Source organism: Streptomyces sp. NPDC000594 (genome assembly GCF_040299965.1).
In the GTDB taxonomy this organism is placed as follows: domain Bacteria; phylum Actinomycetota; class Actinomycetes; order Streptomycetales; family Streptomycetaceae; genus Streptomyces.
This window is the reverse complement of the sequence record NZ_JBEPCY010000002.1, coordinates 1-13,755: the sequence shown is the minus strand read 5'-3', so window position 1 is coordinate 13,755 and position 13,755 is coordinate 1. Positions and strand designations below refer to the sequence as shown.

At 72.2% G+C, this 13,755-nt stretch carries 13 protein-coding genes and 1 tRNA gene; 3 read left to right on the top strand and 11 right to left on the bottom strand.

Features of this window, described 5'->3' with window-relative positions:
* Positions 1 to 72 precede the first annotated feature (72 nt).
* From ABT354_RS02800 to hppD, 3 genes are all read right to left on the bottom strand, one after another.
* Entirely contained in the window at positions 73 to 2,277 is a 2,205-nt protein-coding gene (locus ABT354_RS02800; protein ID WP_351488089.1) for a sensor histidine kinase, read from the bottom strand.
* Entirely contained in the window at positions 2,264 to 2,986 is a 723-nt protein-coding gene (locus ABT354_RS02795; protein WP_351489128.1) for a response regulator transcription factor, read from the bottom strand. Before ABT354_RS02795 ends, ABT354_RS02800 begins: the two co-directional genes overlap by 14 nt.
* Positions 2,987 to 3,074: 88 nt before the next feature.
* Entirely contained in the window at positions 3,075 to 4,220 is a 1,146-nt protein-coding gene (hppD, locus tag ABT354_RS02790) for a 4-hydroxyphenylpyruvate dioxygenase (RefSeq protein WP_351488086.1), read from the bottom strand.
* A 121-nt stretch (positions 4,221 to 4,341) separates the two neighbouring features.
* On the opposite strand from hppD, the gene ABT354_RS02785 reads away from it, so the two are divergent.
* Positions 4,342 to 4,812, top strand: coding sequence for an Lrp/AsnC family transcriptional regulator (locus tag ABT354_RS02785; protein WP_351488083.1), 471 nt, complete (start codon positions 4,342 to 4,344; stop codon positions 4,810 to 4,812).
* Positions 4,813 to 4,892: 80 nt separating this feature from the next.
* Here ABT354_RS02785 and ABT354_RS02780 read toward each other — a convergent pair whose 3' ends face one another.
* From ABT354_RS02780 to ABT354_RS02755, 6 genes are all read right to left on the bottom strand, one after another.
* Complete coding sequence (locus tag ABT354_RS02780) at positions 4,893 to 5,681, bottom strand: S16 family serine protease (protein WP_351488081.1); 789 nt, start codon at positions 5,679 to 5,681, stop codon at positions 4,893 to 4,895.
* A 67-nt stretch (positions 5,682 to 5,748) separates the two neighbouring features.
* Positions 5,749 to 6,390 (bottom strand): IclR family transcriptional regulator, encoded by a 642-nt coding sequence (locus ABT354_RS02775; RefSeq protein WP_351488079.1) that lies wholly within the window; start codon positions 6,388 to 6,390, stop codon positions 5,749 to 5,751.
* Positions 6,391 to 6,744: 354 nt separating this feature from the next.
* Entirely contained in the window at positions 6,745 to 8,535 is a 1,791-nt protein-coding gene (locus ABT354_RS02770; RefSeq protein WP_351488076.1) for a DEAD/DEAH box helicase, read from the bottom strand.
* 177 nt (positions 8,536 to 8,712) lie between these two features.
* On the bottom strand, positions 8,713 to 9,120 hold the full coding sequence (locus ABT354_RS02765) for a type II toxin-antitoxin system death-on-curing family toxin (RefSeq protein WP_351488073.1): 408 nt from the start codon (positions 9,118 to 9,120) through the stop codon (positions 8,713 to 8,715).
* Between the two features lie 4 nt (positions 9,121 to 9,124).
* Positions 9,125 to 9,328: a CopG family transcriptional regulator gene (locus tag ABT354_RS02760; RefSeq protein ID WP_502983306.1), complete on the bottom strand. Its 204-nt coding sequence runs from the start codon at positions 9,326 to 9,328 to the stop codon at positions 9,125 to 9,127.
* A 78-nt stretch (positions 9,329 to 9,406) separates the two neighbouring features.
* Positions 9,407 to 10,957, bottom strand: coding sequence for an MFS transporter (locus tag ABT354_RS02755; protein WP_351488071.1), 1,551 nt, complete (start codon positions 10,955 to 10,957; stop codon positions 9,407 to 9,409).
* Positions 10,958 to 11,138: 181 nt separating this feature from the next.
* On the opposite strand from ABT354_RS02755, the gene ABT354_RS02750 reads away from it, so the two are divergent.
* A tRNA-Cys gene (locus ABT354_RS02750) sits at positions 11,139 to 11,210 on the top strand.
* A gap of 82 nt (positions 11,211 to 11,292) precedes the next feature.
* Here ABT354_RS02750 and ABT354_RS02745 read toward each other — a convergent pair.
* Both ABT354_RS02745 and ABT354_RS02740 read right to left on the bottom strand, forming a co-directional pair.
* Complete coding sequence (locus tag ABT354_RS02745; RefSeq protein WP_351488068.1) at positions 11,293 to 11,856, bottom strand: GNAT family N-acetyltransferase; 564 nt, start codon at positions 11,854 to 11,856, stop codon at positions 11,293 to 11,295.
* Positions 11,853 to 12,734, bottom strand: coding sequence for a S41 family peptidase (locus tag ABT354_RS02740; RefSeq protein WP_351488065.1), 882 nt, complete (start codon positions 12,732 to 12,734; stop codon positions 11,853 to 11,855). The genes ABT354_RS02745 and ABT354_RS02740 overlap by 4 nt, the downstream gene beginning before the upstream one ends.
* A 275-nt stretch (positions 12,735 to 13,009) precedes the next feature.
* On the opposite strand from ABT354_RS02740, the gene ABT354_RS02735 reads away from it, so the two are divergent.
* The gene (locus ABT354_RS02735; RefSeq protein WP_351488062.1) at positions 13,010 to 13,582 is read left to right on the top strand and encodes a snapalysin family zinc-dependent metalloprotease; all 573 of its coding nucleotides are present in this window, start codon (positions 13,010 to 13,012) and stop codon (positions 13,580 to 13,582) included.
* Positions 13,583 to 13,755 lie beyond the last annotated feature (173 nt).

Here is a 13,755-nt window from a genome sequence, read left to right as displayed (position 1 = left end):
ACCACCGCCCCGGTCTGCCGCCAGGCTGTCCCGGAGATATGTGGAAACTGTCAGACCGTCGTTGTCCCCGCGTCAGCCCTTCGCCGACCCCGCCGCCCCCGGCCCTGTCCGTATCCCTCGATCGGCCCCGCCGCCGGCCCCGCCTTCACGCCTCAAGGGCAGCAGCACCGCGAAGACCGAGCCCCGGCCCGGTTCGCTGGTCGCGGTCACCTCGCCGCCGTGCGCCTCCATCAGCTTGCGGACGATCGCGAGGCCGAGCCCGCTGCCCCCGGTGCGGCGGCTGCGGGAGCGGTCCGCCCGCCAGAACCGGTCGAAGACATGGGCCAGATCCTCCGCCGCGATCCCCTGCCCGGTGTCGGCGACCTCGACGGCGAGCCGCTCCCCGCGCACGCTCGCGCGCAGCGTGACCGTACCCCCCGAAGGGGTGTGCCGGACCGCGTTGGAGACCAGGTTGCCCACGGCCTGCCGCAGCCGGACCGGGTCGGCGTCCACCGTCGGCAGCACGTCCAGTCCGTCCGGTCCGTCCGGTCCGTCCGGTGCAGCCAGTCCGTCCAGCGCGTCCAATCCGTCCGATCCATCTGGTCCATCCGGTACGTCGACCCGCAGGGCGACACCCGCCGCGTCGGCACGGGCCTGGTGCGCCCCGGCGACCTGGGCCAGCAGCTCGGGGACGCGTACCGGCTCCGGGGCGATCCGCAGCGCCCCCGCGTCCGCCTCGGCGAGATCGCGCAGATCGTCGATGATGTGCTGGAGCTGGATCGCCTCCTCCAGGAGCGAGTCGACAAAGGCGGCGTCCGGTTCGGCGACCCCGTCCTGGGCCCCCTCCAGCCACCCCCGGATATTGCTGAGCGGGGTCCGCAGCTCATGGGCGACATCGCTGACCATGTCCCGGCGCTGGGCCTCCAGCCGGGCCCGGTGCGCGGCCATGTCGTTGAACGCGGCGGCCAGCCGCCCGACCTCGTTGTCCCCGCCGACCGGGACGGGTTCGGTCCGCTCCCCGTCCTTCATCCGCTGGGCGGCCCCGGTGAGCGCCCGCAGCGGCCGGACCAGCCGGCCCGCCGTGAGCAGGGTCGCCCCGATGGTCAGGGCGAGCACCCCGGCCGCCACCCAGGCGATCCGCGCGGTGTTCGCCGGGGAGAGGTCGAAGCCGGGGACGGTGGCGCCGTCGGTGTCCCCGATGAAGAGCAGCGCGGGGGGCGAGACATGGGAGGCGAGCTGCTCCCGGCGGGCGGTCTCCACACAGGAGGCGATGGCCCGGTCGCGGGCCCGGTCCTCGCGGGCGAACTCCGCCGGGAGCCGGTAGTCGAAGACGCCGATCTCGACCCGGGAGCGGGCGTCCACCACGGGGTCCTGGGGCGCGGAGGTGGGCGCGGCGGCCCTCGGGGTGAGCATCCGGCTCTTCTCGGGGGCTCCGTCGCCCAGGTCGACCGGGTTGGTGGGGGACTTCCAGGTCATGCCGAGGCCGAGCCGCACCCCGTCCTCGCCCCGGCGCCGCAGACAGGCGTCGGAGAGCTTGGTGAGGGCGGCGAGCGCCTTGGCCTCGGTCCTGGTGGGCCGGTCGAGCGCGTCGAAGGCGCAGGGGAAGCCGTCGACCGCCGCCTGTTCGGTGCCGACGAGCTGGAGCCGGGGCCGTCCGCTGGGGGTCGCCACGATGTCGGAGGCGATGCCCCGGTCGCCGAGACAGGTGGTGATCCGCCGGGCGATAACCCGCAGTTCGGCCCGTTCCTTCTCGGGCAGGGCGAACGGGCCGACGGCCCGGGGGTCGATCCGGTCGGTGGCCGCCGGGGCGCCGTCGAGTCCGCCGGGGAGGAAGGCGGAGTCGGAGGTGAGGGGGTCGACCTCGGCCGACGCGGTGCCGGGCAGCCCGGGCGGCGGCCCGCCGGTCCCCTTTCCGTCGCCGCCCTCGGCGGTACCGGGGGTCCCGGTCGCGGCGGAGTCGGCGATGAGCCGTCCGTCGCGGGTGGTGAGGGCGATCCGGCGGTCATGGGTACGGGCCAGCTCGCGCACGGTCCGCTGGACACCGTCCCACTGCGGGCGGGTGGCGGCGTGCCCGCGCAGGGCGTGGTAGATCGCGGTGTCGTCGGTGAGGTTCTGGCCCTGCTGTTCGCGGATGGCGCCGGAGGTGGTCTGCACGGCGAGCCAGGCGGTGGCGGCGACCGAGCAGGCGGCGACCAGGGCGGAGACGGCGAGCAGCCGGATGAGCAGGCTCTTGCGGAACGGGACCCCGGTCCGGGCGGCGCCCCGCTCCCCCCGGGCGCCCCGGTCACGCCTGCGCACGGTCGCCCCGGGTACGGGTGCGGTCGGCCAGCTTGTACCCCACGCCGAAGACGGTGAGCAGCAGTTCGGGCCGCCGGGGCACCGGTTCGATCTTCTTCCGCAGATTCATGATGTGCACATCGACGGTGCGGTCGCCGATATAGCGGGCGAAGCCGTGCAACTCTTCAAGGAGTCGCTGCCGGGTGAAGACCCGCCCCGGTTCGGCGGCCATCGCCACCAGGATGCGGAACTCCCCGGGGGTGCACTCCACCCGTACCCCGTCCACGCTGACCTCGTGCCGCTCCGGGTCGACGGCGAGGGCGCCGACCCGCAGCACCGGATCGTCGGGTACGGGGACGGGGGCCACGGCGGCGGCATGGGCGCCGCGCCGCAGCAGGGTGCGGACCCGGGCCATCAGCTCGCGCGGGCTGTACGGCTTGGTCATGTAGTCGTCGGCGCCCAGGTCGAGCCCGAGCAGCAGATCGTCCTCGCCGGCGCGGGCGGTGAGCATCAGCACCGGCAGCTCGTACCGCTCGGCGCGCAGGACCCGGAGCACGTCCAGACCGTCGGCCTTCGGCATCATCCCGTCGAGGACCAGCAGGTCCGGGGTGTGGTGGCGGACGGCCTCGATGGCGGCGCGGCCGTCCCGGACCAGGGTGACGCTGTGGCCCTCCCGTTCCAGATAGCGGCGGACCAGTTCGGCCTGCTTCTCGTCGTCCTCGGCGATCATCACTTGTGCGCACACAGGTCCGATCGTAAGCAGGCCGGACGGGCGTACGGTCCGACAGGTCAGGCGGGTCAGGCGGGTCCGGCAGGGCTCAGAGGTTGCCGCGCCGGTCCTGCTCGCGCTCGATGGCCTGGAAGAGGGCCTTGAAGTTGCCCTTGCCGAAGCCCATGGAGCCATGGCGTTCGATGATCTCGAAGAAGACCGTCGGCTTGTCCTGGACCGGCTTGGTGAAGATCTGGAGCAGATAGCCGTCCTCGTCGCGGTCGACCAGGATCTTCAGCTCGCGCAGGGTCTCCACCGGGACCCGGGTCTCCCCGGCCCACTCGCCGAGGGTGTCGTAGTACGCGTCGGGGGTGTCCAGGAAGGAGACCCCGGCGGCGCGCATGGACCGTACCGTGGCGACGATGTCGTTGGTGGCGAGGGCGATGTGCTGGACGCCGGGGCCGCCGTAGAACTCCAGGTACTCGTCGATCTGGGAGCGCTTCTTGGCGATGGCCGGCTCGTTGATCGGGAACTTCACCTTGAGGGTGCCGTCGGCGACGACCTTGGACATCAGGGCGGAGTACTCGGTGGCGATGTCGTCGCCGACGAACTCCTTCATGTTGGTGAAGCCCATGACCCGGTTGTAGAAGCCCACCCACTCGTTCATATGGCCGAGTTCGACATTGCCGACGCAGTGGTCGATGGCCTGGAAGGTGCGCTTGGCGGGGGGCTCCACCATCGGCCGGGCGGCGACGAAGCCGGGCAGATAGGGGCCGTCGTAGCCGGAGCGGTCGACCAGGGTGTGCCGGGTCTGGCCGTAGGTGGCGATGGCGGCGAGCACCACCGTGCCGTGCTCGTCCTTCAGCTCGTACGGCTCGGTGATGCCCCGGGCCCCGTGCTCGACGGCGTAGGCGTAGGCGGCGCGGGCGTCCGGGACCTCGATGGCGAGGTCGATCACCCCGTCGCCGTGCTCGGCGACATGCCCGGCGAGGAAGGTGCCCCACTCGGTCGCCTGTTTGATGACGGAGGTGAGGACGAACCGCGCCGATCCGTTCTCCAGGACATAACTCGCGGTCTCGCGGACGCCGTTCTCGGGACCTGAGTACGCGACGAGCTTCATGCCGAAGGCGGTGGAGTAGTAGTGCGCGGCCTGCTTGGCGTTGCCGACGGCGAAGACGACCGCGTCCATGCCCTTCACCGGGAAGGGGTCTGCCTTACGCGCGGCGGCCGGACGGTGATCCATGGTCTCAGTCATATTCGCAGCCTGCGCGTGTTCCACAAGGTGCGCAATAGTTTGCGTTTTCACTGGGCAATCTGTCTGGTGCGGCCCCGGCACGGGGCGGCACCCTGTGCAGGATGACCATTGAGGAGGCGCTGTGGCGATCGATCATCTGGACGGCAGGCTGATCGTGCTGCTGGCCCGGGAGCCCCGGATCGGGGTGCTGGAGGCCTCCCGGCGGCTGGGGGTGGCCCGGGGCACGGTGCAGGCACGGCTGGACCGGCTCCGTTCCCAGGGAGTGATCCGGGGCTTCGGACCGGATGTGGATCCGGCGGCCCTGGGGTATCCGGTGACCGCGTTCGCCACGCTGGAGATCAAACAGGGGCAGGGCGCGGATGTACGGGCGCATCTGTCCGGGGTGCCGGAGGTGCTGGAGCTGCACACCATCACCGGGCACGGGGACATGCTCTGCCGGCTGGTGGCCCGGTCGAACGCGGATCTCCAGCGGGTGATCGACCGGGTGGTGGGGTTCGGGGGGATCGTGCGGGCGTCCACCGCGATCGTGATGGAGAACGCGGTGCCGCTGCGGATCATCCCGCTGGTGGAACAGGCGGCGGAGGACGCCTGAGGCCGCCGGTGCCATGGGGCTGTGGGGCTGTGGGGCTGTGGGGCTGTGGGGCTGTGGGGCTGTGGGGCTGTGGGGGGATCTCAGCAGGAGGGGACCTTCTCCCCCCGCTCCAGGGCCCTCAGCGAGTCCACCGCCCCCTTGAGGGTGCTCACCGGGATCAGCCGCAGCCCCTTGGTCTCCCCGGCACGGGCGTCCGCGCACTCCCCCCGGGGCACCAGGAAGACGGTGGCCCCGTCCCGCTGGGCCGCCTGGGTCTTCAGCGCGACCCCGCCGACCGCGCCGACCTTGCCGTCGGCGGTGATCGTCCCCGTACCGGCGATGCTGCGGCCCCCGGTCAGATCGCCGCCGTCACCGTCGCCGTCCAGCTTGTCCACGATGCCGAGGGAGAAGAGCAGCCCGGCGCTGGGCCCGCCGACATCGGCGAGCCGCAGGGTGACCTTGACCTTCTTCGGGTCCTCGCCGAGATAGCCGAGGGCGGCGCGGGTGGCGTCGTGCTGGGAGTCCGTCATGGCCGCGAGATTGCGCTCGGCGACCTGCTCGACGCTCTTCCCCGGCGGATAGACCGACTCCCGGGGCAGCACCGAGCGATCGGTGCGGAACCAGCTCTCGGCCACATCCCCCAACCCCACCTCGGTACCGGGGCCGGTGGCGAGGATGGTCGTCATCCTCAGGGCACCGGTGGTCTCGCGGACGGGCGCGCCGGAGATCGAGATCACCTCGGTGCCCTGGTGCTCACCGAGGACATCGGCGGTGGCACCGGGCTGGGCGATCACATACGGGAGCGGGGCGAAGGCGGCGACGGCGAGCAGCGCGACGACGGGGGCGGCGCAGACGGCGACGGCACGGGTACGGGTGAGGCGGGAGAGCACCCGGCCAATCTATCCGTCTCCCCGCGGATACGGGGCCGCCCCTGGCACCCGGGCTCCGGCACGGCGCCTAGCGCAGCGCCTCGACGACCTCGCGGGCCGCGTCCACCACCCGGGGGCCGACCCGCTCGGGGACGGAGTCGGTGAGCATCACGACCCCGACGCTCCCCTCTATCCCGGTGAGGCCGACCAGCGCGGCGGCGGCCCCGCTGGCGCCCGCCTCCAGCTCGCCATGGGTGAGGGTGTAACCCGGGTGGTCGGTCTCCCCCTGGCGGGCGGCGAGGATGGCCCGGCCCGCGGCGCCCCGGTCGAGGGGATGGCGGAAGCCCGCGCGATAGGCGACGTGATAGTCGGTCCAGGTGGGTTCGACCACCGCGACGGCCAGCGCCTCGGCCCCGTCGACCAGGGTGAGGTGGGCCGTGGCCCCTATGTCCTCGGCGAGTGCCCGCAGCGCCGGCATGGCCGCCTCGCGGACCAGCGGATGCACCTGCCGGCTGAGCCGGAGGACCCCGAGGCCGACCCGGGCCCGGCCGCCGAGGTCACGGCGGACCAGGGCGTGCTGTTCCAGCGTGGCGAGCAGCCGGTAGACCACCGTCCGGTTGACCCCGAGCCGCTGGGACAGCTCGGTGACGGTCAGCCCGTGGTCGGTGTCGGCGAGCAGCTTGAGGACGCGCAGTCCCCGGTCGAGCGTCTGGGAGGTCTCCGCGGTCACGACGCCCCCTCCTCCGGAGTGAGTGACGGCACAACCCCTGGTCCTCGCGGTGCGGCGCCGGTCCCGTGGGCGCCGCCCCCTCCAGGGGCCGGTCGGCGGCGCCATGGCCCGCCGACCTGACTCCGCGGCTCGACTGCCACGGGGCGTTTGCATTGTCGGGGACAGTAGCGAGCCGGTCCGCTCAGCGGAAGACCTCGTCCAGAATCCGGGCGTGATTGCCGTGATCACCCCTGCGCCGGGGGGATTTGGGGGGTACGGGGAGGGGTGCCCGGGGCGCGGGAAGGGGCCGTGCGCACCCTGGCGCACGGCCCCTTCCCCGTACCCCCGGAGGCTGTTCGGCGCCCCAGAGGCCGTTCAGCGCATGCGGGTGGCCCACTCCTGGACCTTCTTGATCCGCTCCCGGATCTGCCCGGCGGTGGCCTCGGCGCTCGGCGGGCCGCCGCAGACCCGGCGCAGCTCGGTGTGGATCACGCCGTGCGGCTTGCCGCTCTGGTGGACATAGGCGGCGACCATGGTGTTCAACTGCTTGCGCAGTTCGAGGAGTTCCTTGTGGGAGACCACGGGCCGCCGCTCGGCAGGGAGTTCCAGCAGGTCGGCCTCGGTGTCCGGCTTCTTGCGGCTGTGCGCGATCTGCCGGGCCTGCCGCTTCTGGAGCAGCATCTGCACCTGGTCGGGCTCCAGGAGTCCGGGGATGCCGAGGTAGTCCTGCTCCTCGGCGCTGCCGGGGTGGGCCTGCATACCGAACTCGGCGCCGTTGTACATGACCCGGTCGAAGACGGCGTCCGACTCCAGCGCCTCGAACGGGAGGGTGTCCTGGTCGCCGGTCTCCTCGTCCTGCTCCCGGTTGGCCTCGTCCATCTCCTTCTCGGACTCGGCATACGGGTCCTCCTCGCCCTCCTTCTTGGGACGGTCGAGGACATGGTCGCGCTCCACCTCCATCTCATTGGCGAAGCCGAGGAGCATGGGGATGGTGGGCAGAAAGACGGAGGCGGTCTCGCCGCGCCGCCGTGACCGCACGAAGCGGCCCACGGCCTGGGCGAAGAAGAGCGGGGTGGAGATGGTGGTGGCGTAGACGCCGACGGCGAGCCGGGGCACGTCGACGCCTTCGGACACCATCCGGACGGCGACCATCCAGCGGTCCTCGGACTCGCTGAACTCGTCGATCCGCTTCGATGCGCCGGTGTCGTCGGAGAGGACGACGGTCGCCTTGTCCCCGGTGATCTCGCGGATCAGCTTGGCGTACGCACGGGCCGAGTCCTGGTCGGCGGCGATCACCAGCCCGCCCGCGTCCGGGATGGACTTGCGGACCTCGCCAAGACGCTGGTCGGCGGCGCGCAGCACATTGGGCATCCACTCGCCGCGCGGGTCGAGCGCGGTGCGCCAGGCCTGGGAGATCGCGTCCTTGGTCATCGGCTCCCCGAGCCGGGCGGCGACCTCGTCCCCCGCCTTGGTGCGCCAGCGCATGTTGCCGCTGTAACTGAGGAAGATCACCGGGCGGACGACCCCGTCGCCGAGGGCGTTGCCGTAGCCGTACGTGTAGTCGGCGGCGGAGCGGCGGATCCCGTCGTTGCCCTCCTCGTACGTCACGAAGGGGATCGGGTTGGTGTCGGAGCGGAACGGCGTACCGGTGAGCGCGAGCCGGCGGGTGGCCGGGTCGAACGCCTCCAGACAGGCCTCGCCCCAGGACTTGGAGTCGCCCGCGTGGTGGATCTCGTCCAGGATCACCAGGGTCTTGCGCTGCTCACAGCGGTTGCGGTGGAGCATGGGCCGTACCCCGACACCCGCATAGGTGACGGCGACCCCGTGGTACTCGCGGCTGAGCGGCCCGGCGCTGTAGTCGGGGTCGAGCTTGATCCCGATCCGCGCGGCGGCGGCGGCCCACTGCTTCTTCAGATGCTCGGTGGGGGCGACGACGGTCACCTGCTGGACCACATGGTGGTGGAGGAGCCAGGAGGCGAGGGTGAGGGCGAAGGTGGTCTTTCCGGCGCCGGGTGTGGCGACGGCGAGGAAGTCGCGGGGCTGCTCCTGGATGTACTTCTCCATGGCCCCCTGCTGCCAGGCGCGGAGCTTGCTGGCGGTACCCCAGGGAGCGCGTCCGGGGAAGGCGGGCGAGAGGTGATGGGAGTGGGAGGCGGTAGTAGTCACGGTCTCCGGTTCGGCGCTGGTCCAGTCACGACGGATATGACGACGACGTATATGACAACCGGGCCACCCTACCGGTGCGACCACCGTGCGCCGGGCCGTCCGGGACCCCCCGGAGGACGGTTGAGACCCGCCTCACAGGACTCGCGCGGGGGCCCTGCGGGCGGTCACCTGGGAACGTCACACCGTGTCGTGGAGCGCTCCCAGCCGGTGGGAGATCACGGTGATGTCGACCAATTCGCCGGAGGCGACCTCGATCATCAGCCGGTACGCCTCGTCCTGGTCGATGTCGGTCATGTCCACGCCGTTGAGGTGCAGGAACACGACCGTGCCCAGCCATGCCAGGCGCTTGTTGCCGTCGACCAGCGGATGGTTGGAGGCCAGCGCCTGAAGCAGGGCCGCCGCCTTGTCGAAGAGGCCGGGGTACGCCTCGACGCCGAGCATGCGCGAGCGGGGCCGGTGCACGGCGGAGCTGAGCAGCCCGGGGTCCCGCACCCCGACCGGGCCCCCGAAGGCGATCTCCGCCAGCTCCAGGGCCTCGGGGTCGGTCGGATATCTCAGAGCCCCGGGGTCCGTCGAAAAGCTCATCGGGTCACTCCCCGAGGCGGCGCAGCAGGTCCGCGTGGCGGGCCGCGTACAGGCCCCCCAGGCGGCGGACGGTCTCATGGCCCGCTTCCTGCTCCAGATAGCGGTCGACGGCCGCGAGGACGACGGCGTGCACGCTGCGGCCCTCCTCCTCGGCACGTGCGGTGAGGGCTTCCCGCTGGTCGTCACGGAGACGCAGTTCCATGGACATGGCGGAACGGTATCGATCGCGGTCCGGCGGCGGTACCGAATACCCGGCTCACCCGGCTCACCCGGCTGCGGGCAGGGCTCACCCGGTCGCGGGCAGGGCGTCCCGTCGGTTCGCGGGCCGGTCGTCGCGGGGCATGATCCGGGTGGCGACCCAGACGCCCAGCAGGGAGACCACCGCCATGGGCAGGAAGACCACGGTGAAGGCGACCGGGTTGGACTCGGTGGCCGAGGTGATGGTGTGCGAGGCGCCATGGCCGGCGATCGAGCCGCCCCCGAGGGCGGCGAAGGCGGCGCCGCCGATCGCCAGGAGCATCACATTGGAGAAGCCGTCGGAGATCTGGAGCGCGGCGGAGTTGGCGCCGGTCTCCTCGGGGGCGGAGAGCTTCATCAGCAGCACGCTGGTGGAGGCGATGACCATGCCCAGGCCGAGGCAGCCGACGCCCCAGGCGACGGCGACGAGCCAGGCGGGGGCGCCGTCGATCAGCACAAGGGGCAGGGAGGCTATCGCCACGGTGTTCAGCACCATGCCGATGACCATCAGCCGCTCGCGGTGCGGCTCCATACGGGCCCGGGACTGGATGAAGGAGCCCACCGCCCAGGTCAGCCCGCCGACGCCGATGGAGAGCCCGGCGAGGCCCAGGGAGAGTCCGCGCTGGGTGACCAGCATCAGCGGAATGAACGATTCAGCGGCGACGAAGGAGCCCGCCGCCAGACCGCGCAGCAGCACCACGGAGGGGAGCCCCCGGGCCGCCCGGTAGGTGCCCCGGGGCAGCAGCCCGAGCACCGCCGGGACCACCAGGGCGGCGCCCGCCGCCGCGGGCAGCAGGGCGAGCCAGACCAGGTCCTGCGCGGCGAACTGGAGCAGTCCCACACCCAGCGAGATCCCGAGGGCGAGCCGGATCCGCCGGGAGTCGAAGGCGGTCCGGGGCGCGGTGGGGTCGGCGGGCCCGCCCGCCATCCGCCGGATCGCGGGCAGCGCGAGGGCCAGCGGCAGCATCACCAGCAGCGGCATGCCGTTGAAGACCCAGCGCCAGCCGAGGTTCTCGGTGACGGCGCCGGAGACCAGCGGGCCGACGATGGAGGGGATCACCCAGCTCGCGGCGAAGGCGGCCATGATCGTGGGCCGCAGCCGCTCCGGGTAGGCGCGGCCGATGACCACGTACAGCGCCACGATCACCATCCCGCCGCCGAGGCCCTGGACCGCCCGGCCCGCGATGAAGGTCCACATGGTGGTCGCGGTCCCGGAGAGCACCAGACCGACGGCGAAGGCCGAGATCCCGGTGGCGAGGGGCCGCAGCGGACCGTCCCGGTCGGCCCACTGCCCGGCGAGCACCATGGCGAAGAGGCTGGTGGTGAAGTACGCCGAGAAGCCGAAGGCGTAGAGCCCGATGCCGTTCAGCTCCCGCGCGGCGACGGGCATCGCGGTCCCCACGGCGGTCGCCTCGAAGGCGATGAGCAGCACCACGGCGACGGTCCCGATGCTCATCGCCCGATAGGTCCGCCCGAGGATCCCGCCCTGGGTCTCCTCCGGGGTGCCGACGGGGCCGGGGGCCTCGGGGACGGCTGTTGTCACGGGGGTCTCGGCGGGCGTCGTCGTGACCTCGGCGTCACGGGGTTCCAGGGCGGTCATGGCCCAAGAGTAAGGCGCCTGGATCAAGATCGGTCCTGTCGCCGGCCGGACCTCTCCTGGTCCCTTGGTCCTACGACTGTGAACGGCGTATGGCAGGCGTATGGCGGTCCCGTTGCACACCGCCCCGACACCTTGATCGCCCCCTGTGGCGCGGCCTACGGTCGTACCAGTTCCAGCACACGGCCGTGTGCCCGAGTGGTTCAGGGACTCGCCTGCAAAGCGAGTTACACGAGTTCGATTCTCGTCACGGCCTCTCCGTCCGGCCCGCCCGGACGCGATCGGGCCCCGCACTCCGGACAGCGAGTGCGGGGCCCGATCCTTTGCCCCGGTCCTTGTTACCCGGTCCCGGGCAGCTCCAGCACCATCAGGTCGTAGACATCGGCCCCCGGCCACGGCCTCGTCCCGCCGATCCTCCGGTACCCCCAGGCCCGGTACGCGGCCGACGCCGCCTCGCTCTCCGTGTGGACGTTCAGCAGCACCCGCTGGGCCCGGACCCCGTCGAGCAGCGCCGTGTGCAGCCGCCGGGCGATGCCGCGCCCGCGCCAGGGTGCGCGGACGGCCAGCTCCATCAGGCCGAAGGTGCGCCGCCCGTCCTCGTACCGCATCGCGTCCGTCACGGGCTCGGTCAGCCGGTCCCACCACTCCGTGTCCGCCGGGACCGCGTGCCCGTACGCGATCCCGACCGGCTCCCCCGCCCCGGTACGGGCCAGCGTCGCCCGGAAGGAATCCCTCCGGATCTGCGCGGGGAAGCGCCGGAAGGCGATCTCGACATCGTCCTCGGTCTCGCTGTGCGGCGGCTCCGCGAACACCTCCGCGTAGACCAACCGGAACGCGTCCTCGGCCGCCGCCGCACCCGATCCGTCCAGCCGTTCCACCACGACGCCGCTGTCCCGGGTCATACGGTGCTCCTTCCCCTGGCCTCCTCGAAGGCCTGATCCGCCGGAACCGGAACATCCGGAACGACCCCGACGCCCTCCCAGTTGGTGCCCGTGACGGTACTGATGGTCCGTGCGGTCGGCACCGTCACCAGGATGTGCTCGGTGATCGGGTGCCGTGCCGTGGGATGGGCACCGCCCCGGGTGGTCGCACCCACGACCACCGCCCGGCCGTGGGCCTGGAGGGTGTACGCGATGTCCTCACCCGCCGAGAAGGTGGCCTCGCTCGTGAGCACATGGACCGGGCGGTCCGTGTAGCGCGGTGCGGGAAGGTGCCCGGCCGTCCAGTACTGGCGGGTCGTGTCCGTGGACCGGTCGTAGATGTCGTTCAGATGCACCTGGTCGTCGGGGAAGAAGTAGCCGCACCACATCGCCGCGCCTTCCGGGGACCCGCCGACACATGCCCGCAGATCCAGCAGCAGCGCGGAGGTGCCCGCGACCAACTGCATGGCCGCGCCGATCGCGCTCGCGCCCTCGACGGCGGACGCGACGCGCCGCAGCTCTATGAGCCCGATGTTCCCGTCCAGCCGCTCGACACGGCGGATCCCCTGCCCCTCCGCCCGGAGCAGCGCGAGGAACGCGGCCCGGCCCCCGTCGTCGTCCACGGGCTCCAGCGACCTCGGCTCCCGCGACCAGAGCAGCCGCAGATGCCGGTCCGGGCACGCCTCCTGGAGGTGGCCCGTCACCGCCTCGCAGAGCGCGGGACCGTCCAGGTCCTGGTACGCGCCTTCGGCGAGACGGCCCAGGATCGCCGCCTCGATCCCTGCGGTCCGCTCGGGGAAGACATAGCCCGCGCCGATGCGTTCCAGGGCCTGTTCGACTATCTGCTGGTTGGTGGGCACAGCGGATCACACTAGGCGCCGACTCCCCCCGTTCCCACGGGTTTTCCCGGGGGCGGGGCGCGCGGCCTGGCGAAAAATCATGCCCGAGGTGGGGGCGCACAACGGCTTGTTGGTGAAGGGGGTGCGTTGTACCGTCTGCACGATCGCCGGTGGCGAGGAGACGTGCTCCTCCTACTGTTCCGCACTCCCGCCCCGTGCACCGATCCGCAGATGCACCTCCCGCACACTCCCGGCTCCGAACGGAGCCGAGGCCCCCACCTGTGAAGGGAAACGTCATGCTGCCTTACATACGCCTGGGCTTAGCCGGCACCCTCGTCGCGGTCTCCCTGGCCACGGCCCCGGCCGCCGGCGCCCTCTCCGCGCCGGACCCGGCCCGGAGCACGGCACTGGCCCCGGTGACCCTCCGCTACGACGACAGCCGGGCCACCGGCTGGGAGGCGGCGGTCGTCGCCGGAGTCGCCTCGTGGAACACCAACGTCGACAACGTCAAGCTGGTCAAGGCCGCCCCCGGCGTCCGCGCCGAGATCCAGATCATCGCCACCACCGGCTGGCCCCAGGCCAACCTCGGCCCGGTCCGCCCGGGCGGCCAGGTCCGCGTCGAACTCGGCGCGCAGGCGGTGACCCAGGGGTACGACAAGACCCGCATCACCGCGCACGAGCTGGGCCACAGCCTGGGCCTGTGGGACACCAAGCCCGGCCCCTGCTCCCAGCTGATGTCCGGCTCCACGGGCGGCGTCAGCTGCCGCAACGCGATCCCCAACGCGACGGAACAGGCCCGCGTCGAGGCCGCGTACGCCCCGAGGGTCGCGACCCCGGCCGACGGCCGCGTGATGGTGGACGCGGGCTAGGGAGTGTCTTCAAAGTAGCGTCGTTCGCCCGGAGGGCGGGCCGGGCGGGGTCTGGTGCGTGCAATCGCAAGGCGGAGAAGGGAGTCCATGCGGAGCATCGGCGACCGACGACAACATCGCGAGTGTGCGTGCCAGGGCACGGCCGGCAGACGGGACTTTGAAGACACGACCTA